The sequence below is a fragment of the Prosthecobacter dejongeii genome (genome assembly GCF_014203045.1).
Lineage (GTDB): Bacteria > Verrucomicrobiota > Verrucomicrobiia > Verrucomicrobiales > Verrucomicrobiaceae > Prosthecobacter > Prosthecobacter dejongeii.
In genome coordinates this window covers 615,050-636,712 of record NZ_JACHIF010000002.1, presented here as the reverse complement: position 1 = coordinate 636,712, position 21,663 = coordinate 615,050, and the positions used below count along the sequence as shown (strand labels likewise).

The 21,663-nt window shown below is 57.6% G+C and carries 17 protein-coding genes; 3 read left to right on the top strand and 14 right to left on the bottom strand.

The genetic code is table 11. The annotated features are described in order from the left end of the window. Positions 1-54 precede the first annotated feature (54 nt). Positions 55-792 (bottom strand): winged helix-turn-helix domain-containing protein, encoded by a 738-nt coding sequence (locus tag HNQ64_RS07815; RefSeq protein WP_184207182.1) that lies wholly within the window; start codon positions 790-792, stop codon positions 55-57. Between the two features lie 135 nt (positions 793-927). On the opposite strand from HNQ64_RS07815, the gene HNQ64_RS07810 reads away from it, so the two are divergent. Further along, positions 928-1,548 (top strand): RNA polymerase sigma factor, encoded by a 621-nt coding sequence (locus HNQ64_RS07810; RefSeq protein WP_184207180.1) that lies wholly within the window; start codon positions 928-930, stop codon positions 1,546-1,548. A 116-nt stretch (positions 1,549-1,664) separates the two neighbouring features. Further along, positions 1,665-2,582 carry a sugar phosphate isomerase/epimerase family protein gene (locus HNQ64_RS07805; RefSeq protein ID WP_184207178.1) on the top strand — a complete coding sequence of 306 codons (918 nt, stop codon included), beginning with the start codon at positions 1,665-1,667 and terminating at the stop codon, positions 2,580-2,582. Positions 2,583-3,120: 538 nt separating this feature from the next. Here the strand turns inward: HNQ64_RS07805 and HNQ64_RS07800 are convergent. The 10 genes from HNQ64_RS07800 to HNQ64_RS07755 all read right to left on the bottom strand — a co-directional run bounded on the left by HNQ64_RS07800 (position 3,121) and on the right by HNQ64_RS07755 (position 18,790). Then, complete coding sequence (locus HNQ64_RS07800) at positions 3,121-4,194, bottom strand: nucleoid-associated protein (protein WP_184207176.1); 1,074 nt, start codon at positions 4,192-4,194, stop codon at positions 3,121-3,123. A gap of 115 nt (positions 4,195-4,309) precedes the next feature. Further along, complete coding sequence (locus HNQ64_RS07795) at positions 4,310-4,945, bottom strand: LolA family protein (protein ID WP_184207174.1); 636 nt, start codon at positions 4,943-4,945, stop codon at positions 4,310-4,312. Between the two features lie 4 nt (positions 4,946-4,949). After that, entirely contained in the window at positions 4,950-5,594 is a 645-nt protein-coding gene (gene thiE, locus HNQ64_RS07790) for a thiamine phosphate synthase (RefSeq protein ID WP_184207173.1), read from the bottom strand. 34 nt (positions 5,595-5,628) lie between these two features. Continuing rightward, a complete protein-coding gene (gene gyrA, locus HNQ64_RS07785; protein ID WP_184207171.1) occupies positions 5,629-8,301 on the bottom strand; it encodes a DNA gyrase subunit A in 2,673 nt (890 codons plus the stop codon). 60 nt (positions 8,302-8,361) lie between these two features. Beyond that, positions 8,362-8,826, bottom strand: a complete 465-nt coding sequence (locus HNQ64_RS07780) for a four helix bundle protein (protein ID WP_184207169.1) — start codon at positions 8,824-8,826, stop codon at positions 8,362-8,364. 69 nt (positions 8,827-8,895) lie between these two features. Beyond that, on the bottom strand, positions 8,896-11,451 hold the full coding sequence (locus HNQ64_RS07775) for a DNA gyrase subunit B (RefSeq protein ID WP_184207167.1): 2,556 nt from the start codon (positions 11,449-11,451) through the stop codon (positions 8,896-8,898). Positions 11,452-12,049: 598 nt separating this feature from the next. Beyond that, positions 12,050-14,050 carry a prolyl oligopeptidase family serine peptidase gene (locus HNQ64_RS07770; protein WP_184207166.1) on the bottom strand — a complete coding sequence of 667 codons (2,001 nt, stop codon included), beginning with the start codon at positions 14,048-14,050 and terminating at the stop codon, positions 12,050-12,052. Between the two features lie 287 nt (positions 14,051-14,337). After that, positions 14,338-14,616 carry a DUF2164 domain-containing protein gene (locus HNQ64_RS07765; RefSeq protein ID WP_221305375.1) on the bottom strand — a complete coding sequence of 93 codons (279 nt, stop codon included), beginning with the start codon at positions 14,614-14,616 and terminating at the stop codon, positions 14,338-14,340. 100 nt (positions 14,617-14,716) lie between these two features. After that, the gene (locus tag HNQ64_RS07760) at positions 14,717-17,218 is read right to left on the bottom strand and encodes a YbcC family protein (protein WP_184207163.1); all 2,502 of its coding nucleotides are present in this window, start codon (positions 17,216-17,218) and stop codon (positions 14,717-14,719) included. Positions 17,219-17,227: 9 nt separating this feature from the next. Beyond that, on the bottom strand, positions 17,228-18,790 hold the full coding sequence (locus tag HNQ64_RS07755) for a proton-conducting transporter transmembrane domain-containing protein (protein WP_221305374.1): 1,563 nt from the start codon (positions 18,788-18,790) through the stop codon (positions 17,228-17,230). 105 nt (positions 18,791-18,895) lie between these two features. Here HNQ64_RS07755 and HNQ64_RS07750 point away from each other — a divergent pair, with 105 nt between their 5' ends. Beyond that, on the top strand, positions 18,896-19,774 hold the full coding sequence (locus tag HNQ64_RS07750; protein ID WP_184207159.1) for a LysR family transcriptional regulator: 879 nt from the start codon (positions 18,896-18,898) through the stop codon (positions 19,772-19,774). Positions 19,775-20,085: 311 nt separating this feature from the next. On the opposite strand, the gene HNQ64_RS07745 is transcribed toward HNQ64_RS07750, so the two are convergent. The 3 genes from HNQ64_RS07745 to HNQ64_RS07735 form a co-directional block, all read right to left on the bottom strand. Beyond that, complete coding sequence (locus tag HNQ64_RS07745) at positions 20,086-20,478, bottom strand: hypothetical protein (protein ID WP_184207157.1); 393 nt, start codon at positions 20,476-20,478, stop codon at positions 20,086-20,088. Between the two features lie 29 nt (positions 20,479-20,507). Then, positions 20,508-20,858: a hypothetical protein gene (locus HNQ64_RS07740; protein ID WP_184207155.1), complete on the bottom strand. Its 351-nt coding sequence runs from the start codon at positions 20,856-20,858 to the stop codon at positions 20,508-20,510. 233 nt (positions 20,859-21,091) lie between these two features. Beyond that, on the bottom strand, positions 21,092-21,544 hold the full coding sequence (locus HNQ64_RS07735; RefSeq protein ID WP_184207153.1) for a hypothetical protein: 453 nt from the start codon (positions 21,542-21,544) through the stop codon (positions 21,092-21,094). Positions 21,545-21,663 lie beyond the last annotated feature (119 nt).

The window sequence follows — 21,663 nt, the reverse complement described above, 5'->3', positions numbered from 1 at the left end:
ATAAGTCTGCGTTTGGTTCGGGTAAAATCTCTTTGCCTAAAGCCGCCATACACCTCAGCTCGTGGCCTGGATAAAAAGGTAACCTGCACTGCGCACCGTACGGATAAACCTCGGCTCATGCGCATCGTCGCGTAGCTTTCGCCTCAGCGCCGCAATATGGACGTCAATACTGCGATCAAACACCTCATACTCACGGTCTCGCAAAGACTCGATCAAGGCCTCACGTGAGCGGATCCTTCCTCGCGACTTCATCAGCGCAGCCAAGATATCGAACTCCACTGGCGTGAGGTTCAAAGCACGGTCATCCAGCGTCGCCACCCGCGCATCCAGATTCAGCCTCAGCGGCCCAGAAATGAGCTCCTTCACGACGGGTTCCACCGTCACCGCAGCCTGGGTTAAAGCAGCCCGCCGTGTCACCGCCCGCAGCCGCGCTAGCAGTTCCCGACTGGAAAACGTCTTTGGCAAATAATCATCCGCGCCGATCTCCAGGCCCACGATGCGGTCCGCCTCATCCCCCCGCGCCGTCAGCATCAGGATCGGCACTGCCGATTTGACCCGTACCCGGCGCAGCACCTCATAGCCATCGCAGCCCGGCAGCATCAGGTCCAAAATCACCGCATGCCACGGCTCCGCCACGGCCCGCTCCGCGCCCTCCGGCCCAGCATGCTCCATCGCCACCGCATAGCCCAGCGGCTCCAGGTAATCACGAATCAGACCGCACAACTTACGGTCGTCATCAATCACCAGAACGTGGGTCAAACCATCGGTAAAGGCATGTTTCTCAGAGGACATCTGACCTGATTGTAAAGGTGCAATCCGTTAAGTGAGAACAGATTTACATAAACTTAACAATTTTACAGGCTCTCTCACACAGAAGCTTTACACGCTCCAACCAAGGTTGCGGTCATTCCACCCTCCCCCGCCCCCATGATGTCTGCTCGTGATTCCTCTACATCGTCTCCCCATGCGAAAAGCCTGTCTCTCGACAATGACTTTTGTCGCACCCATTGGTCTCGGCTGTATCACCTTGCTTGCCAGCGCGGTTGCGATCCCCAAACCGCCCAAGATGCCGTGCAGGACCTTTTTCTCAATCTCCTGCGGCGCGGCCACATTGAGGCCCTTTCTCAGCAGGCACCCGTGCTCCAGGCTCAACACCTTTCCGTCCGCCTACGTCATCTGCTCATCAATCGCTGGCGCGATGCTTCCCGCCAATGCCGCAGCAGCTCCCTACCCGACCTCTCCTTGGAGGACGATCACATCCCAGAGCCCGCCCATCATGAAACCCCAGCGACCCAACATGACCGGGCCTGGCTCCAAGGCTGTCTCACCCAAGCCATCACCCGCCTACAATCAGAGATACCCGCCCCCGTCTGGCAGCATCTTCACCCACTTCTCCTGGAGGAACACCGTTCTCCACAGTCAGGAGCCCAGCGCACCGCCCTGCATCGCGCCCGCAAAAAACTGCGCCACCTCGTCCGCGAGGCCATGAACGGTTCCTTCCAAGACTGGAATCACCATCTTCCTCGCCAGCGGCACTCTGCTTCCTAGCCCTCATCACCAAATCACACCTCCTCGCCACTTCCGTACTGTCAGCCCCGCTTGCCAGCGGCGTGTTCTTCCTTTAAAGAAGGGGTTCTCGTAACCGATACCCCCTTTTACTGACCATGATCAAACTTACCGGCATCGCAGATGAAGCAGGCGCGTCCCTCGACGTGCAGATCCAGGCCCACCAGGAACTCGGCTGGGACAGCATTGAATGCCGCGCCGTCGAGTTCGATGGCGTCAAAGGCAACCTGCATGAGATCCCCGATGCCGTGTTCGACAAAGTCGTCGCTCACCTCGCAGAGAAGAACATGAAGATCAGCGGCTTCGGCTCCCTCATCGGCAACTGGGCCAAAAAGATCACTGACGACTTCAGCATCACCGAGGCTGAAATCAGCCGCGCCATCCCACGCATGCAGAAGCTGGGTGCCAAGCTCATCCGCGTCATGTCCTACGCCGTCTGCAAGGACGACTCCGGCAAGGACCTCGAAGAACAGTTCGCCCCAGAGCGCATCAAGCGCATGCAGGCAATCAACCAGCGCTTTGCCGATGCTGGCCTCACCGTCGTCCACGAAAACTGCATGAACTGGGGCGGCATGAGCCCCACCTACGTCCAGCGCATGGCCGAAGCCGTCCCCGGCATGAAGTGGGTCTTCGACACGGGCAACCCCGTCTTCATTGACGACCGCGACCGCCCCGGCCACAAGCAGGATGCCTGGGCCATGTACCAGGCCATCAAGCCCTTTATGGCCCACGTTCACGTCAAAGATGGCATCTGGGACACCGCTAAAAACGACGCCGTATACACCTACCCCGGTGAAGGCGAAGGCCAGACCGAGCGCATCATGAAGGACCTCGTGGAAACTGGCTACAACGGCTACATCAGCATCGAGCCCCACGTCGCTGTCGTCTTCCACGGTGCCGGCGCCGCCGATGACCTTTCCCCCGAGCAGAAGGCCAAAGAGCAGTACGACAGCTACATCAGGTATGGCCGCCAGCTCGAAGCCATGCTGCAAAAGCTGGGGGCCAACCTCGGCTAATCCCCCGCCTCTTTCGACTCCACCCCCGGCCCTCTGGCATCCCCAGAGACCAGCCGGGGGTATTTTGTTTTAAAAGCTCATCCATCTTCGACAAACACCGGCCCCGAGAGGAGCGCGGACACTTTGTCCGCATCCTAAACCCATCGGATGCGCAGCATCCCACTCCCACCGTCCGCCCCCGCCATCTCCGAGCTTCCCCAACGCCCCCAAGGAGCGGGACTTGCCAAGTCCCGGCCTCTGAACCTGCACATGCCCTCACGGCCCCACCTCCCAGAAATAGGCAAAAAGATGCTCAGTAAAAAATCCCCCCACTTCACCTAACTACAAGTGTTTCATACTACTGAGCGAATCCCCCCTCCCCCTCAAACCACGGGACTTGGCAAGTCCCGCTCCTTGGGCCTTTCCCTCATCCCTCCATCCCTCCCCCTCCTGTTAATCCTGCCCATCCTGCAATCCTGTCTAAAAAATCCCCCACAAAAAAGGGTGGAGACGGAAGCCGTCTCCACCCTCAAAACCTAACCAACAACGCAACCAAAAATCACGCTGGATTCGCCGAAAGGTCCTTGTTGAAGAACACCTTGATGTACTTCATGCCCTTGTTGTCATCGTAGCCGCGCTCCAGCACCGGCTCATTCTCCGTGGAGAGCGTGGACTTCACGTGGATCTCCACCCCCGTGTCCAGTTTCAGCACCGCGTTGATGCGCTTCTTCGCCTTGGTCACGTCCTTCTTGGAAATCTCAAACGAGGTCTCCAGCGGCTGCCCCTGCTCTTCTTCCAAACGGGCGCGATGTTCCTGGAACTTCGTCTTCGCCTCCGGCGTCTTCAGCACCTCTTCTTCGAACTCCTGCAGATCGAATTTTTCACGCTCTTCGAAGTACTCCAGCGCACCGCGTGCGGCATTGCAGGTGTCCCACGGCGGCGTGTCGTCCGCAGGCTTTTCCTCCTCCAGAAACTCCACCGCCATCTTCGTGTACGCATTCGTCAGGAAGGCCGCATCCGGCACTGCCTCCACCCCCAGGAAATCGCGCACCCAGAAGCGCGAATCCGAGCCGCTGCGATCAAAGGTCAGCACGTAGTAGCCCTTCTTTGACCAGTAGTCCAAGATCAGGCAGCCCTTGTCAATCTTGTCTGGGTTGATCCCCTGCTCCGTCGAAATTTGCAAGTCGCCATCCTTTGTGGAGATGCTCAAAAACGGCACCACACTTTCAGATTTCAGGATGCACAGACCCTGCACAAATTCGCCCTCCACCTGCGCCTCCTTGATGTGGGCGATACACAGATCTCCAGCCTTGATGTTCGGGTGGTTCGACTTCGAATACAGGCGCTTAGCGATCTCCACCCCGCGCTGGTAAAGCCCATCCTTCGTTTCAAAGATCGCCTTCACGCAGGTGTTCATTTCATGCTGGTCCAGCGAGGAATGATGCGTGAATCGATGCGCCATCAGGTTCTTGAACGGCTTCAGGAAAATGGCCGTCAGCGAGGGCTGATCTTCGTCTGAAATTGGGAACACTTCCTTCGAAGTCTCCAGCGGCTCCTCCCGCTGGGGATTCCCGACCTTGGCAAGGACGACGTGGGTGGCAGAGGCAGTATTGAGACGGATCTTAACGGACATGGGGGGACTGAGTCTAAAAAGGAAATGCCTTTCGCAAAGCAATTCATGCACCCCATTTTCGTCACTTCCGCCAGTAGGCCAGAAAGGTGAGAAAAAAACAGATCGCCCTCGACACTTACCGCGCCAGCAGCTTCGTCTTCTCAGCGGCAGAGACGGTTTCCGGATCTGAAAAGGCCATCGTCAAGCTCGCGCCATCGCCTTGCAGCACACGCAGTTGCAGCAGGCGAAAGGTCTTCGGAGAAATCTGTAGATCGAGCTGGCGCAGGTGCCGCCGGATGAAGGGGGCCTTGGGCCGCAGCGTGATGGCCGTCACCTCCGCTGTTTGCTCCGCCGCATCCACCAGGAAGTGCTGCTGCAGTTCCTCGGGCGAGGCTTCCTGCCCACTGAGAAAGCGCGACCACATGCGGTAGCGGGCATCCTTTTCATCCAGGGCCTGCCAGGCACCATCGGCCCCTTCGCGCACACGAAATTCCGTGCCATCCCGCACCAAGATTGTGGCCGCAGGCTGGCCCAGTTCCCAGCGGAAAGCCCCATCCTTGAATCGCCAAAACTTGCCCGGCGTACTCACTGGCTGCTTCAGCGCCGGAGTCGTACGCGTCTGGCGAAAGGCCACCACCATGTCTGGCATGTCCTTTTGCGCCTCGGCCCATTGCAGAAGCACGGGCGGCAGTGGTTTCGGTGCCTGGGCCTGGACCGTCAAGGCTGAAACAACCAGCAAAAAGGCGATGCGTAGCACAGGGACGAGGGCCATAAAATCAGGGCAGTGAAGATTTGATCTGTCGTACATACGCCTGCACATCCGGGGCCAGCAAAAAAGCCGACACCACCACCACACGACGCGCGCCTGCGGTGAGTATTTCCGGCAGCCGTTCCGCATTCACCCCACCGATGCAAAAGATAGGGAGCTGCACCTTTTGATGCACCTCCGTAATGTCCTGCAGGCCGATGGGGACATAGTCCGGCTTTGTCCCGGTGGCATACAGCGGGCCAAAGCCGATGTAATCCGCCGCCTCCGCCTGGGCCGCCACGGCCTGGGCCAGACTGTGGGTGGACTTGCCCACAAAAACACCCGGCCCCACGGCTGCACGCGCCCTGGCCACCGCCTCATCATCCTGGCCCACATGCACGCCTTCACTGCCGATGCTGGCGGCGATTTCGAGGTGGTCATTGATGATCAGCGGAACGCCGTGGTCGCGGGTGATCGGGTGCATCCGTCGTGCCAGTTTTTCGATCTCCGGCAGTGTGAGCTTTTTCGCCCGCAGTTGCAAAAGATCCACTCCGCCCTCACACAGTGCCGCCGTCATCGCCTCCACCTGCGCCGGAGTGCAATAGCCGAGATCCACAATTCCATACAGCCGCGCAGATTGCAGCCGGGGGAAGGATGAGGCAGGAGATGACATGCGGAATGGGAGGAAGGGGCAGCAGCGCTCGGGATTAAGACTCGGTGGAGTCTGCCTCAGGTGTTTCAGATGCTTCTTCAGCCGGGGCCTCGCTGCCCGCAACCGGGGTGTCTCCACCTTCGGCGACGATGGCGGCTTCGCCTTCTTCGCTGGTGGCGGAGTCATCCTCTTCATCTGCGATCACCGTGGCCACATCCTGAATGGTCTCGTCTTTTTTGAGGTCCATCAGCTTCACACCCTGGGCCACACGACCCGTTTCGCGGATGCCTTTGTCCCCACCCACACGGATGCGCACGTTTTGCCCTTTGCTGGTGATCAGCATCAGTTCATCATCGTCATGCACCGCGATGGCGGCCACCACCTTGCCGGTCTTCTCCGTGATGTTGATGGTCTTCACGCCCTTGCCGCCACGGTTGATCAGGCGGTAATCTTCAAACGGCGTGCGTTTGCCCAGGCCTTTTTCAGAAACAACAAGGAGCTGGGTATCTGGCTCCACCGCCGTCAGCGCCACCAGGTAGTCGCCTTCATCCAGGCGAATGCCGCGCACGCCAGCGGCCCCACGGCCCATGGCGCGGATGTCCGTCTCCACACAGCGCAGACACATGCCCTCGCGGGTGGCAAAGCAGATCTCGCTGCTGCCGTTGGTCAGCACCACGTCCACGAGGTCGTTTCCTTCCTCGATGTTGATCGCGATGATGCCGTCCTTGCGGTAGTTTTTGAAGGCTTCCAGCGCCGTCTTTTTCACCGTACCGTCCTTGGTCGCAAAGAGCACAAATTTCTCCGGGCTCCACATCGCATCGTCTTCCACGCCTTGGGCTTCCAGACGCAGCACGCTGTTGATCTTCTCTTCGGGGCGCAGGTTCAGCACGTTTTTGATGCTGCGGCCACGGCCTGTGCGCGGGGCCTCGGGGAGCTGATACACACGCTCCACATAGACACGCCCGGTGTTCGTGAAGAATAACAGGAAGTCATGCATATTCGCGCTGAACAGCGTCTCCACGAAGTCATTCTTGTCCTCCTTCGTCGCGGCCTCGCGGGCCTCCATGCCTTTCAGGCCTTTGCCGCCACGTGCCTGCAGGCGGTACTCGGTGGTCAGCGTGCGCTTCACGTAACCAAAGTGCGTCAGCGTGACGATGTTCGCATCATTCGGGATGAGGTCGATCGTCTCGATGCCGCCGCCAGCCGCATCAATGCGGGTGTAGCGCGGGGTGCCGTGCTTGGCCTTGATAGCCTGCAACTCATCCTTGATGATGGTCAGCACGCGGTGCTCTTTCGCCAAGATGTCCATCAGGTCTGTGATGGTGGCCAGCAGCTCATCGTAGTCCGCCTTGATCTTCTCGCGCTCCATGCCCGTGAGCTGATAGAGGCGCAGTTCCAGGATCTGATCCACCTGCGTATCCGTGAAGACGTAGCTGTCTCCCTGGATGCTCGGTTGGCTGCGAATGAGGATGCCCAGGTTTCGCGCCGTCGTCACACTGAACTGGTAAGACTTCAGCCCGGCACGCGCTTCGTCACGGTTGCGGCTGTCGCGGATGATCTTGATGAAGTCATCCAGATGGCCCAAGGCCAGCAAGTAAGCCTCCAGCTTTTCCGCCTGTTGCTCCGCCTTACGCAGGAGGAAGCGGGTGCGGCGGATGATGACCTCGCGGCGGTGCTCGATATAGCAAGCGATGGCGTCCTTGATGCTCAGCACGCGCGGGCGACCGCCATCAATGGCCAGCATGTGAATGCTGAAGCTGCTCTCCAGCGCCGTGAATTTATACAAATTATTCAGCACCACCTGCGGGCGGGCATCGCGCTTTAGCTCCACCACCACACGGGTGTTTTCATCGGACTCATCCCGCACGGAGGTGATGTCTGTGATGATCTTCTCATTGGCCAGTTCCGCGATGCGCTTCACCAGCTCCGCACGGTTCACGTTGTACGGGATTTCCGTGATGATGATCTGCTCGCGACCGCCATTTTCCGTGATTTCTGCCTGGCCGCGCACACGCACACTGCCGTGGCCGGTCTCCATGTATTCGCGGATGCCGTCCAGCCCGTGAATCACACACCCCGTCGGGAAGTCAGGACCTTTGATGAACTGGGCAAGCCCACTGTTTGTGATGGCCGGATTGTCAATCTGCGCGCAGACACCGTCCACGATTTCGCCCAGATTGTGCGGCGGCATGTTCGTCGCCATGCCCACGGCAATGCCGGTGCCTCCGTTCACCAAAAGGTTAGGAAACGCCGCCGGGAACACGGTCGGCTCCGTCAGACGTTCATCGTAGTTCGGGACGAAGTCCACGGTGTCCTTCTCCATGTCGGACATCAGCGTGCCGCCAAGGGGCGTCATGCGGGCTTCCGTGTATCGCATGGCAGCCGGCGGGTCACCTTCCACCGAGCCGAAGTTCCCCTGCGGATCGATCAGCGTCTCACGCATCGCCCACGGCTGGCCCATGTGGACCAGAGTCGGGTAGATGACGGCCTCACCGTGCGGGTGATAGTTACCCGAAGTGTCACCGCAGATCTTCGCGCACTTCATCTGCTTCTTCGGCGGATACAGGCCCAGCTCATGCATCGCATACAGAATGCGGCGCTGGGAAGGCTTCAGCCCGTCCCGCACATCCGGCAGCGCACGGGAGATGATGACTGACATCGAGTAATCAAGAAAGGAGTTCTTGACCTCGTCAGCGACTGAGATGGGACGGGTGTTGGATTCTTGCATGGCGGGAAAGGCTGGAGTCAAGGCGTCAAGACCGTCAAAAGGTCAAGGCCGGTAGAAAAGTTAGGAGGCTGACGAATCGAATTGGGCTAAAAATTCTTCCAGAGAAGGAAGTTCAATGAACGAAGAACCATCGTGAGGAGGATCTTCGCTGAGTGTGGAGGCAGAAGACCGTCCGAGTGAGTGAATGTAGTTGTCGAGTTGCCGGCGCAAAGCGTCGAGCTTCATGGGCAGGTCCAGGTCAAAGGGCGGAGGGACCAATGCCCGCTCAAAAGACTTGGCCAGCCAAGTCTCCGTTTCGCGGAGTGAACCTCGGGCATAATAGCAAAACCGGGCGTTCTCCTTGAAGGAGAAACGACCATAGCCCTCGCTGATATTGGCAGCGATGGAATCCGCCGCACGAACCCACTGCAATCCAAGGGCCTGTTTGCTGAACCAGGGCCAGCCGTCCACAATGGACCACACATCGCTCCCAACCCGCATCGCGAGTTGGTAAACACGAAGTTCTGTGAGATCGACAGTGGCCATGCTAATCAAGTTTTGAGTCACCGATGGCTGGCAGCTTGACCGGCCTTGACCGTTGACTCTTGACTTCCCTTACACATCCAAATTCCGCACATTCAGCGCATTCTCTTCGATGAAATGCTTCCGGGGCTCTACCACATCACCCATCAAAATGGTGAAGATTCGCTCGGCTTCCTGGGCGTTCGATTCATCAAGCTTAACCTGAAGCAGCGTGCGCTTGTTCGGGTCCATCGTGGTCTCAAAAAGCTGCTTGGCGTTCATTTCACCCAGACCTTTGAAGCGCTTGATTTCCATCCCGCGTTTGCCGATCTCCATCACCTTGTCCAGGATGCCGGGGATGCTGAAAACGGGGTGGACTTTGGCGTGATCTCCCTCGCCTTCGATGACCTCGAAAAGCGGCACGTCCTGGCTGCTGAAATGGTCCACATGCAGGCCCAATTCATCCAACTGCTGGAAGCGTCTTTTCATGCCGTGCGCTTCATGAATTTCGATGAGGCGAGCGCGGCGATGCGCCTTCGGTGCAGCGGCTCCATTGCCTTCCGGATCCACCTCGGGTTTGCCAAAGAGATGCAGGTCGTTGTTCTCGCGAGCAAAGGCGGCAAGCTGCTCATTGCCGAGGAAATAGAGAATCTTTGCCTCGTTACCTTCACGGATTGAAACGAGGTAGTGCGGCAGGTTGCCGGAGACCTCATCACGAGCCTGGAGATAGGCCTCGAAATCGCCGCCATGACGGCGGATGATGTCGGCAAATTTCGCCACTGGCACCAGCAGTTCCAAGATGGATTTCAGGCGGTCATCCGCCACCGTGCTGCCATCGGAAATGTTGCGCAGGCTGATTTCGCCCGAACCCATTTCCAACAGCATGGCGTCCATTTCCGCGTCGTCCTGCACGTACTCCTCGCGCTTCTTGCGCGTCACCTGATAAAGCGGCGGCTGCGCCACGTAGATGTGGCCGCCTTTCACCAGCTCCGGCATCTGGCGGAAGAAGAACGTCAGCAGCAGAGTGCGGATGTGGGAGCCATCCACGTCGGCATCGGTCATGATGACGATTTTGTGATAGCGCAGCTTCTCGATGTTGAAGGAGCCTTCCACCTCGCTATCGCCACCGATGCCGGTGCCGATGGCGGTGATCATGGTCTGCACTTCCTTGTTCTGCAGCACCTTCTCCAGGCGGGCCTTCTCCGTGTTGATCAGCTTGCCTCGCAGAGGCAGGATGGCTTGATTGTGACGATTGCGGCCCATTTTGGCAGAGCCACCGGCGGAGTCACCCTCGACAATAAACAGCTCAGTCTTCGATGGGTCGCGCTCGGAGCAGTCTGCCAATTTCCCAGGCAGACCACCGCTGCTCATGGCATCCTTGCGGATGGCTTCACGAGCCTTGCGGGCTGCTTCACGCGACTTGGCCGCAATGATGATGTTGTTGATGACGGTGACCGCGATGTCCGGGGTCTCATCAAAGAAACGCATCAGCCCTTCATAGACGATGGAACTGACCACGCCCTCCACCTCGCCATTCACCAGCTTCACCTTCGTCTGGGAGTTGAAGCGCGGGTTCGGCAGCTTCACGCTCAGCACGCAGATCAGACCTTCGCGGCAGTCATCACTCTCGATATCCGGCAACTTATCCTTAAAGCTCTTTGGATTGGTATTGATGTAGGCCTTCACCGCACGGGTGAGGGCCGCTTTCAGGCCGCTGTAATGCGTGCCGCCGTCCGGGTTCGGAATCGCGTTGGCAAAGCACAGCGTTTGCTCATTCAGCCCCTTGTTCCACTGCAACACGCAGTCCACCAGGATGAACTTATTCTTGTCATCAATCACCACTTCGCGGCGACCCGCCAGCGCGATGGCATCCGGGTGAATCTTGTCCTTGTCCGCGCCAAGTTCACGCACGAACTGCTTCACGCCTTCCTGGTAATACAGCACTTCCTGGCGCTCCGTCTCACCGCGCTCATCGGTCAGCGTGATGCGGATGCCCGGGTTCAGGAAAGCGAGCTCCCGCAGGCGTACCAACAGGCGCTCAAACACAAACACCGTCGTCACGGTAAAGATCGTCGCATCTGGGAAAAACGAAATCTTCGTTCCTGTCGTTTTCGGGTCATCCAGATCGCCCAGCACCGTTAGCGGCTCCGTCGTTTTGCCACGCTCAAAGCCGATCGCGTAGATCTTGCCATCGCGGAAAACTTCGCACTTAAACCAGTCCGAGAGAGCATTCACGCACTTCGCCCCCACGCCGTGGAGACCGCCGGAAAACTCATACGCCCCATCGCCGAATTTGCCACCTGCGTGCAGGCTGGTGAGCACCAACTCCACCGTCGGGATTCCCGCCTTCGGGTGCATTTCCACTGGGATACCACGGCCATCGTCCTGCAGGCTGATGGAGCCATCCGTATGGATGTTGATCCAGATGTTTTTGCAGTAGCCAGCCAGGTGCTCGTCAATCGAGTTATCCACCACTTCGAACACGCAGTGGTGCAGGCCGCGCTCATCCGGATCGCCAATGTACATCCCTGGGCGGAGGCGCACCGCTTCCAGTCCTTCGAGCTTCTGGATCTGGTCGGCACCGTAGGCCTGGTCAACAGCTACAGCGGTGGAGTTTGAATCAATGGATTCAATGATTTCGTCTGGCATAAAAGTGGTCGTTGTTCCATCGCCTGAGTCTGTCCAAAAACCCGCTTCAGAAACGTGCTCGATGGGGAGGTTTCCAGGGTAGCAAGCTGCCCCCTCCTGCCAAGGAATTTTGACGAAAAAAACACGATTTTTTACAGGTCGATTTTCACCCTCGTAAAAACCCAGCCCAGCCCGCTGAAATCGGGCGTTCCACACACTTTTACCCACCCACGTTCCACAAGCAGAAAAACACGCCTGCACACCCGCCTCCGACCACGTCTCAAAAACCCTCCTCCTCCAGCCTCTTTTTTGCCTCTCACCGCCGCCCCGGAATGCCCCCTCCCACGCCGTCAGGAATCCTGGCTAGGAACGAGCCACAACCTCGCCCCGTCGCAAACCCGGGACTTGGGCTGCCCATCCTGACAACATCGCTTTTCGAAAGCTCATTCCCCTTCGTCCGCCCAAACCCCACGCCTTGGCGGGCGCAGCCACACCGTCGCAAAGCGTCCTGGACTGCGCCAGTCCTCTGGCACTCTCGTAAGCTCTCCCACCTCCGAGCTTCTCCACGCCCCAAGGAGCGGGAATTGCCAAGTCCCGGCCTTTGAACCCCTGTAGCCCCTTACTGCACCGCCTTCACGCGCCAGAACTCATCAAAGAAGTCCGCCACCACCACCCTCCCTGCGCTCTCCGCATTCGGGGCCTGGGTGATGTCCAAAATGGCCCAGTCTGGCAGCTTCGGGTTCTGCAGCGAGTTCGTCCGGTCATGCGCTTCCCGGAAAGTCAGGCCGGAGTTTAGCACGATTCGGTGCCACTGCTTATCCTGCACCCAGGCATAGCTCATCACCGGCACGTGAGTCGCCACATCGTAGCTCTTCCCAGCCATCGTCAGTTCAGACACCGTCCATTTCACTGGCAGATTTTTGAGCGCACGCGCCACCACCGCATTGCCCTGCGGATCGCCCCACAGGCACAGATTGGCCAGCTCAGCATCAGCGGGGATTTCCGAGGCCTTCACCACTTTCGGGTCTCCCCGCATCAGACTGCGCCAGCGTTGGATGAAATGGGCGGATTCTGTTTTAACCCAAGCATCCACCTGCGGGTTCGCACAAGGCTTGTCTGGTAGCACAATGGTAAAGCTCTCCTGAAACGTCGAGTCAATCAACCCATCCTCTCCCCAGCCTTTCGCGCCAAGCCGTTGATTCCGGCCCGCCCCTGTCCAGCCAGGCTTGGATTCCCCATTCAGCGTCATCCAGGCGTATCCATGGGCATTAGGCTCAAGAGGTGCTGAATCATTGATCACCACTTTATAGCCCGCCTGATCCCCCTGATCCCAGAAAGGCAGGTCCAGATCAAAGACGGCCACGTTGGTCGTCTTCACCCGCACCAGCTTGGCTTTGCCGTCGATCTCCGCCTCGATACGCCCATCTTCCCATTGCTTCTCGAGCGCCCCCAGAGTGACCCAAAACATCTTGTTGTACCGATTCGATTTCGTCTGGAGCACCACCTTCTTCGGCATCGGATTCCTGCCCTTCTCCACCGCAGCTTCGATCTTCGCCTGTACCTCCTTGATCACCTCTGGGTGATACTTGTGCCCCATGCCGGGGCCGATGAGGTGCGGGATCGTCAGCCCTTCGTTTTTTAGGATACCCTCCATGTAGGCCGCTGCATCGCGCTGCGTGTCATTTTCACCGCTGTACACCACCAGGGGCACATTGAAAAAATTGCGCGCATAGTCCGGCACATCGTACACGCCCCACAGCTTCTGCTCATACCAAGCGGGATACTTGTCCGGCGTCAGCTTTTGATAGCGCTTCACATCCGCAAAGCCCGCCCCGGGATGCACACAGGCCCACTGGTCCGCAAAGTGCGCCCCCATGTGCCAGGCCCCCGCCCCACCCATGCTAAAGCCCGTCAGCGCGATGCGGTCCGCATCCACGTTAAAGCGGGCCTTCGCATCGTCCCGTGCCTCGAAAACATCCGTCTCCCCCGCACTCTTCCAGCCATTGCAGTAACGGCCAAAAGGATGAATCACAATCGTGCCCTTCGGCTGAAACTGGCCCGGCTTTTTCGCATTCAGGCGGCTGTAAACAAAGTGCAAATCCGTGGCCGTATCGCCCCGCCCATGCAGCCAGATCCACATCGGCACCGCCTTCTTGCCTGGGCCATATTCCAGCCCCTCCGGTACCTCCACCCCATAGGGCTGGGCACTGCCATCAATGGCCGAGTAAAAGCCCAGCACCTTCTGCCCGCTGCCATCCATCCAGGGCGTCTTGCCCGCCTTCAGCGCGGCGATGCGCGTCTTCGCCTCCGCCAGCAGCGCCGTCGCTTTCTTGACGCCGTCCTCGGCCTTCTTGTCGTACCACTCATCGAAATCCAGCGCATAGCGCACTGCCTTCAAAAAGATATCCGCATCTGCCGCCCGCTCATGCTTCTTCACCGCCTGGAAGGCCTGCGTCACCTCGGCCAGATCCTTTTCGAGCCCCGCCTCCTGCTCCGCAGAAAGCGCCGCCACCGGTTTTGGCGGCAGGCTACCCCGGAACGAGGCCGTGGCCCCATCCGGACGAAGTTGAGCGGAAGCCAGGGTGGCGAAAGAGAGGGGCAGAAGAAGCGAGCGCAGCATAGGAGAACGGATACAAGCTAAACGACGCCCTCCATCACGGACAATCAGGAAAAGCGCTCGTGCCCATTTATCTACCCCTCCGCCAGAAGCCAAATCACCAGCACCAGCCAGACCCATGCCCCCACTTCCGTCTCATCTCATATCCCTTCCTGTAAATCTTGTCCATCGTGTCAATCCTGTAAAAAACACCTTCTCCAAGCTCTTCCGCCCGAACCTCCATCTCTTCCCCCATCCCCCTCCCCACCTACAAATCCTGTCATCCTGTCTAAAATTCCCGTCCCACCACCTCACGGCTTCCGCCGCACCTGCCGGCTTCCAGGCGCACCCTTGTGCCAATATGTCAGCCCTTCCTCAAAGCACGTCCCCGCCAGATCCTCCACCTTGTTGGCAAAGTACGCTTTCGCATCCTCCACCCCCTGATTGTACGCAAACGGCCCGATCTCCTTCAGAAAGTACTCCAGCAGATGCCCCGCCTGGATGTCCCCCAGCTCACAGCCCAGCTCCTGCGAAGCATAACGCTGCAAAGACGCGACTACCTCGCGCTTCTTGTCCTTGAAAAGGTTCATGTCCATGGCCACCAGGCTCTTTCCACCCTTCACTGGAAGGGTCAAGCCGAATGAAAACGAATGGATCTGCCGGGCTCTCTGTCATCAAGCACACTCGACGTTAGGCCATTTGCCAATTTCCGTTCAAATCCCGACGGGAGATTATTTTCCCCTCTTCTTCCAGGGCATAGAGATGCAGCCAACCGTGGTTGACGAGCTGCCGCACATTCTCGTGTTTGGCCAGGACATGCTCAATATTCACGCGGGGTGCTTCAATGAAGACGCTGAGACGCAGAGGTTCATGCATCCATGCATCTCCATTGTGCAAGCTTTGGATCGGCAGCCCAGACTGCAAATCACCGCCATTCCCCTGCTGAACACCGAAAGTGCCTACCACATTATGGGTGACCTTACTGCCGCTCCCCCAGAGACGATGGTTCACCGTGCTGGCGAAGTATTGCAAGTTGATCCAGCTCGTGACAATCATGGGCGCGGTCATGATGAGTTCTAGCGTGCTACCTGTGCTATCGCTTTGGTGGTCATAGTTATGCAGGAAGACCCGGCCATGGAGATTTAACGCCTGAGTGCGAGCACGTGGGGCCACGATAAAGGCAGCATTGTTCACCAGTCCCCATTCGGGCCGCACTTGCGACCAGTCGCGGCTACGTTCGATGATGAGGTTTTCAACCTGAAGCCCCCCTTTCTCATAGATGCCGAGACTCGGGGCGCGTTCGTCACGACAGCGCCGTGTCGCATCGGCAAACCAAAGCCGGAGCTGCTGAACATCCAATTCATGTGAAGGCGGGACCTTTTCTGCATCAAGCAGCCTAACTACATCCGTGGTCGTGTCATGGAGAGCTGCGATGAAGTAAGTGTCACAGGGAATAAAGAAACCTTCTTTTTCCAAAGCCCTGCGAACAGATGCCTCGTTCAGAATAGTCGTCGCAACTCGCGCATTGATATCCCCTGCATGACCGCCGCACGCACCGCAATCCAGCCCCGCAGCATACGGATTATTCTTCGTGTTGCTGCCATGACCGCAAAGCACCACCAGCCTGGCGAAGTTTTCCGTCAGCCCCATGTTTTTCAGAGCGGCCAGAGCAAGCTGCACCTGATCGTCCCAGGGGATTCCCCCGGCTTTGAAGGAGGTATCCCGAGGATTGTTCGGCAGACTATTGGGCGAGTTTAAGATCAACTCCGTGCAGCAGCTCTCTTTCGTTTTGTCCACCCAAGGTCCCCATTGAAAACTGTCCCTCAGCAGATGCCAGGCGTAGCTCACTCCCGCTGCCTCCACAAAGCTGAAACTGCTCACCGCAGAGGTTCTAAAAGCATTCCACGAATATGCGGTGCACCTCGCCATCTGTTGCTTGACGCGAACAAGACGCTCTTCTTCGGGCGTCGCACATACCGGCTGCTCTCTCACGCGATATTTAGGCGCAATCAGCACCGGCAGCCGAGATTCCGCATGCCTCTGGCCCAGAGGCACATGCTCAATAGGCATCCCAAAGAAGCCAGCAAACCCCAAGGTTTCCACTTCAGCAGAGACGCATTCCAATGACCTGCGCATGACCTCAGAGCGCACATCAATGCAGAAGACCGCCTGGACAGCAGGGCGGGCTTTTCCTGGCGTCATCCTGTCTTGAGGTGCTTTTTTAAATTGGCCGCACAACTCCCGCTGAAAGCCGATCTCCAGCGCCGTGTGCCACAACGTCTGCTTTTGGATCATGAGCCCCGTCTCTGGCTTCACCCCGGTCAGTGCATGGAACCATGTTTCATGAATGCCACTGGTCTTAAATTGTTTCATCAAAGTCACCTCAAAGACCAGCAGGACGGCAAGCAGGTCTAACAATGAATCCTTACACATCCCCTGTCTGCCAGCTTGATACTGCAAATAACTGCTCCACCCAGGCAACGTCATCAGCAGACGATGCAGATAGTCCTCCACCTTATCGGCATTTACAGCCAGGGTATCGAGCATCACAGGGATGGCCTCACAGGACTTGTCTGGGAGTTCATTGAGGACTTGATGAATCCCGCCAAGGCCGAGCAACCTAGGTGTGGCATCAATCGCATAGGCCTTTTTCCAGGCCGTGTAGAGTGGCTGGTTTTTCCAGGGCATTCGCCAGGCTGCCTGGCCTTCGTCACAATAGCAGGCACACCATTTGGATACTTCCTGTGTGACGAAGTCACTCCAGTTTTTCTTTGAGGATGCCGTGGCAATTTCAGCCACACTTTGGATACCCGCTCCAGGATCCATCTCAGGTTGCTTCAGCCAGCCGAGAAGTTGAGCCACCGTAAGCTCGGAATCCGAACGTGCCAGTGCCTCCTCCAAATCACGAGAGTTGATTCTCCCACTCGCAAACTGCTGGCGGAAGTATTCCACACTCATCAGCATGCCCCCCTTTGTGACTCGCTGCATCAGCTCACACACTTCAACAAAAGGCCGGTCCGTGAGGCCGACAAATGGGTTCACCGCCACGAAGCTTTGTAGCGGCCACAGTGGTGGAATGCGTTTGCATGCCCTGCGGGCGTGGGTGAGCCAGACTAACTTACCGTCTGTGGTTAGGCTGGATGAGCAGAGAGTCTTGGAAGAGGCAGTCATGGGGTCGAGTGTGGTATTCATGAAGAGAAGTTAGGCGATGATTTTTTGAATGAGCCGATTGAAAATTGCCCCCAGGTAAAAACCGTTGCTGGCATGCACATACAGACGTGCCATGGTTGGGTGCGTGCCCCAGGTTGGTAGTTGTGTCTGGAGGAAGAGCACCGCAAAGAAGAACAGGGCCAGTAGGGCCATCATCCCATATTCCAGGCTCCCACGTGGCGGCATGTAGGCGGGTATCGTTTCATGCAGCCACTGCTCGAAAACGCCGTGGATGGCGAAGCAAGCCACCGTGGTCGCCAGCGCCAGGAGTAATCCTCGGACTACCAGCCCCCCCCTCAGGCTGCTGCTCCACAGAGTCCACAGCAGGTGGGCCAAGGCCATGATAAAGACAGCCACCAGCAGCATCCGCCCAGGGGCCATCTCCACCTTCAGTCCGGGTGATAGCGCCACCCCTATCCCGATTACCCCAGCCGCAACCAGCGCCCCCAGGATGACCCAGGGATGTGCCGCAGGCCTGCCCACGGGAGTCCAGGCGGACTTAACCATGCCCACCACACTTCCACTGCTGAGAAACGCATGGGCCTTGTAAAGCGAGTGCGCCACCAGATGCATGATCGCCAGGGCAAAAGCACCCAGACCACATTGCAACATCATGAAGCCCATCTGTGCCACAGTGGACCAGGCGAGCGACTTCTTAATACTCGTCTGAGTCATCATGACGACCGAGCCTAACAAAGCCGTCACCGCTCCCGTTAGAGCAAGCACGTTGAGTGCCGTCGGTGACTGGATGATCAGCGGGCTTAACCTCACGATGAGAAACCCTCCCGCATTGATGATGCCCGCATGCATCAGTGCAGAGACGGGTGTAGGGGTCTCCAGCGTGTCCGGCAACCAGGAGTGAAAAGGAAACTGGGCAGACTTCAGCGTGGCCGCAGCCACGAACAAACCAGCAATGCCACCCGAATGCGGCCCCACAGGATGGGCAAACAGCTCATGAAATTCCCAGGTGCCATATCCCTGCCAGACAAGCACCAGTGCACCCAGCATGCATAGATCTGCCAGCCGACTGAGGTAAAATTTCTTCCGCGCAGCTAGCAAAGCCGCTGGTCTCTCGCGGTAGAACGTCAGCAACTGATGCAAGCAAAGGCTTGTCCCGATCCATGCCAACGTGAACATGAGTAGATTGCTCGACACAGCCAATATCAGCACACAACTCAAAGTGAGAACAAGCCAGCGCGAAAACCTCGCCTGGCCGGGATCTCCATCCAGATAATGGATGGAGAAGCGCGTCACCACCAGCCCCAAAAAACTCACGAGTGCTAACAGAGTGACAGAAAGAGGATCCACTAAAAACGCCAGCTTCGCAGGTCCATAAGCCGCGATTTCAATCCGCATCGATCCTGCCAGCAGCACCATGCCCCCGAATACCACAGCCCCTGCAAAGTAAAGGCGTGCCAACAACGCCGCCCCTTCCGCAGCTTGTCTTCCCTCCCGCATCAGAACGAGGACCGCCGCCATAACAAAAAGCAAAATCAGCGCAAACCATTCAGGACATTCAAGCAGGTGCGGAAACAATAGGGCTAGGTGCTGCATAAGATAAGATGAAGTGAGGTGACGGCCAACCTCTCCCGCAAATTCTCACTTCGCTCCAATTCATGTTTTGGCATTGATCGTTCGTTTTGTTAAAAGCATAAATTCATGTCATTCTTAAACTACCACCACCTTCGTTACTTCCGCGCCATTGCCACCGAGGGCAGCCTGACAAAGGCAGCCCGACATTTAAAAATCTCCCAGTCCGCACTCAGCGTGCAGTTGCGCAGCCTGGAGGAAAATCTCGGCCAGTCTCTCTTTGAGCGTAAACACAAAGCCCTGGTGCTGACGGAGTCCGGCCGCATCGCCCTGGAGTATGCAGACTCCATCTTCCGCAGCGGCGAAGAGCTGGCCGACCTCCTACAAAATCGTGCCAGCCGCAGCCGCAGCTTCCTACGGGTAGGCGCAGTCGCCAATCTCTCGCGCAATTTCCAGCTCACCTTTCTTCGCCCTCTGATCGGGCGTGAGGAAGTGGAATTGATCATCCATTCCGGTACCCTGCGGGAACTCTTGATGCAGCTCCAGAATCACACCCTCGATGTCGTCCTGTCCAACACACCCGTGCGTCGCGACGCGGAAACAGGCTGGCACAGCCACCTCCTGGATGAGCAGTCGGTCAGCCTCGTCGGCCACAAAACCCGGAGAATGAAGCCCTTTCGTTTTCCCGATGATTTAAAAACAACCCCCATCGTGCTACCCAGCCTCGAAAGCAGCATACGAACCGCCTTTGATGTGCTGATGGACCAGACGGGAATTCGCCCCATCATCGCAGCAGAAGTGGATGATATGGCCATGCTACGACTGATGGCCCGTGAAACAAAAGGAGTCACGCTGGTGCCCCCTGTCGTGGTCAAAGACGAACTGGAAAATGGCACCTTGGTGGAAAGGCATCACTTTCCCCAAATCAAAGAAACCTTCTACGCCATTACTCCCAGCAGACGATTTCCAAACTTGATCCTGCGCGAGCTGCTGACCAAGAAAAAGTAAAATCAAAGGTAGGTCATGGCACAGCTTAACGCAGCAGCGACGCGACAACCACACACAGAAGATAGCCTCATAATCCGCTGGGTAGATAACAACACCGAGAACTCGCCACACTCCGCCCAAGCCCCTGAAGGCCCTGCACTACCAACGCCAGATCACGGCCTTTGCTCACCGGAGAAATCATGTCGGATCGGTTTCCTCAGGAATCAGGAGGTGCCGCACCGTCTTAAACAATTCCGGCCAGCCGCTAAGCCCTCATTACAGAATCCGCCCAGCCAGTCAAAAAAACACACCTCACCTTTGGTTAGACCAGACTAGCCCCACCCCTGCCGCCGCAGCCGCTCCATCACCGCGTGAAACCTCTCTGCCTGCCGTGATGACAATATCGCCCGTTTGAGACGCGGCACCAGTTTCTGATGCATGTATTGCGAACGAAAGAAATACGGCCGCACCTCCACAAAGGCCAGAGCCTCCTCGATGGCCCTCTCCTCCCCCGCCTCCAGCCGCCTCAATCCCGATTCAAAGCCGCCCGGAAAAGCCAGCGCCTCATACTCTTGCCTGAATTCCGCACAGGCACGGCTCCACGCCTCCCAGGCCTCACGCCCCTCGCTCCGCCGTGCAAAGGTCTCATGAATGCGTTCACGCATCTGATTGATGCGCCGCGCATTCTCTTGGATCACACATCGAAAATGAAGGCTCTCTTTCATGCTCACTCGGCAGTCTTGCACCGCAGATCTCAGGGAGTCCCCGCAGGCTTCTTCAAACCTTCGAGAAACTGGATCGCCTTGTCAATCCTCTCACCGCTAGCCGCAGGTTCCCCAGCAGGCGTGACCGCCGCCTTTTCATCCGGCGAAAATTTCTTGCCCAAGTACACCTCCAGCGCCGTCGTCATGCGGTCCAGCTTCTGCCCCTGCGCCGTCGTGTATTGCGTCAGGCCCTCCAGCTTGCGCTGCACCAGCTCACTGTTGCGCCGTACCTCATAGGCATTGTAGGCCGTGCCTGCGAGGATCATCAGCGCTTCCACACCCGCCACTACCCACAAGGCCAGCAGATTGTGTGAGGACTCTCCCGATTCAGATGATTTCATATAGTTAAACAGAACTCCAGGCCGCAACACTCCAAACCTACATTCACCAGACACTGCAATCCTGCTGACGTTGTAAAATAGCCCACCACCTAACCACCTCCAGGCTGCTGACCCGTAGGACGGATGTGTTTGGCGCAAACCCACTTCGATCTCATCTCAAAACAACTTCGCCAAATTATCCGTCTGGTTTGGAACCCTCGAAGCCCCCAGACAGCCACCCATTCTCTACCTCATCATTTCAACTTTCCACTTTCCTTCCTTCTACTTTCCCCCACCTGCCGTCCTGGCCAATAAGTCACCGCAAAAAGGAAACCAAGGAAAGCAGGGATGCTCACCACCGCAGGAAGCCGCGACCGCGTCACCTCATCCACCTCTTCATAGACCGTCTGGGTCAGCCCCATGGATTCCCCATAGAGCAGAAGCACCAGGCAGACCGTCAGCAGCAGCACAGCCACCTTCGGGTTCCCATACCAGCACCGCCCCAGGGCATGAAAGCGCAACCCCTGCCCCAGCAGCACCACCACCGGAAACACTAGCACCGTCAGCACCGTGGCCACAATCGGTGCCCCCATGACCGAAGTGAACCCATCGTAATCATCATACAGCTTCAAAAGCGCAAAGAATACCCAGCACACCGTCAGGCCTAACAAATACCTCGTTCGTCGTTGAAAAGCGGGCGGTGTCATGGTGAGGTTGATGTCAGAAGATCCCACCCTTCACGCTTCCTGCCGGGTTTCCAGAAAATAGTCGAAGAGATCAAAATTGAAGAGATAGGATGAAGGATATATCCCGTCTATACAGTGTA

Coding starts and splice junctions, on each gene's coding strand:
- HNQ64_RS07815 (WP_184207182.1), bottom strand. CDS start 792: ATGTCCTCTGAGAAACATGCCTTTACCGATGGTTTGACCCACGTTCTG.
- HNQ64_RS07755 (WP_221305374.1), bottom strand. CDS start 18,790: ATGCAGCACCTAGCCCTATTGTTTCCGCACCTGCTTGAATGTCCTGAA.
- HNQ64_RS07770 (WP_184207166.1), bottom strand. CDS start 14,050: ATGCTGCGCTCGCTTCTTCTGCCCCTCTCTTTCGCCACCCTGGCTTCC.
- thiE (WP_184207173.1), bottom strand. CDS start 5,594: ATGTCATCTCCTGCCTCATCCTTCCCCCGGCTGCAATCTGCGCGGCTG.
- HNQ64_RS07740 (WP_184207155.1), bottom strand. CDS start 20,858: ATGAAATCATCTGAATCGGGAGAGTCCTCACACAATCTGCTGGCCTTG.
- HNQ64_RS07800 (WP_184207176.1), bottom strand. CDS start 4,194: ATGTCCGTTAAGATCCGTCTCAATACTGCCTCTGCCACCCACGTCGTC.
- HNQ64_RS07735 (WP_184207153.1), bottom strand. CDS start 21,544: ATGACACCGCCCGCTTTTCAACGACGAACGAGGTATTTGTTAGGCCTG.
- HNQ64_RS07745 (WP_184207157.1), bottom strand. CDS start 20,478: ATGAAAGAGAGCCTTCATTTTCGATGTGTGATCCAAGAGAATGCGCGG.
- gyrA (WP_184207171.1), bottom strand. CDS start 8,301: ATGCAAGAATCCAACACCCGTCCCATCTCAGTCGCTGACGAGGTCAAG.
- HNQ64_RS07805 (WP_184207178.1), top strand. CDS start 1,665: ATGATCAAACTTACCGGCATCGCAGATGAAGCAGGCGCGTCCCTCGAC.
- HNQ64_RS07750 (WP_184207159.1), top strand. CDS start 18,896: ATGTCATTCTTAAACTACCACCACCTTCGTTACTTCCGCGCCATTGCC.
- HNQ64_RS07795 (WP_184207174.1), bottom strand. CDS start 4,945: ATGGCCCTCGTCCCTGTGCTACGCATCGCCTTTTTGCTGGTTGTTTCA.
- HNQ64_RS07810 (WP_184207180.1), top strand. CDS start 928: ATGATGTCTGCTCGTGATTCCTCTACATCGTCTCCCCATGCGAAAAGC.
- HNQ64_RS07765 (WP_221305375.1), bottom strand. CDS start 14,616: ATGAACCTTTTCAAGGACAAGAAGCGCGAGGTAGTCGCGTCTTTGCAG.
- HNQ64_RS07760 (WP_184207163.1), bottom strand. CDS start 17,218: ATGAATACCACACTCGACCCCATGACTGCCTCTTCCAAGACTCTCTGC.
- HNQ64_RS07780 (WP_184207169.1), bottom strand. CDS start 8,826: ATGGCCACTGTCGATCTCACAGAACTTCGTGTTTACCAACTCGCGATG.
- HNQ64_RS07775 (WP_184207167.1), bottom strand. CDS start 11,451: ATGCCAGACGAAATCATTGAATCCATTGATTCAAACTCCACCGCTGTA.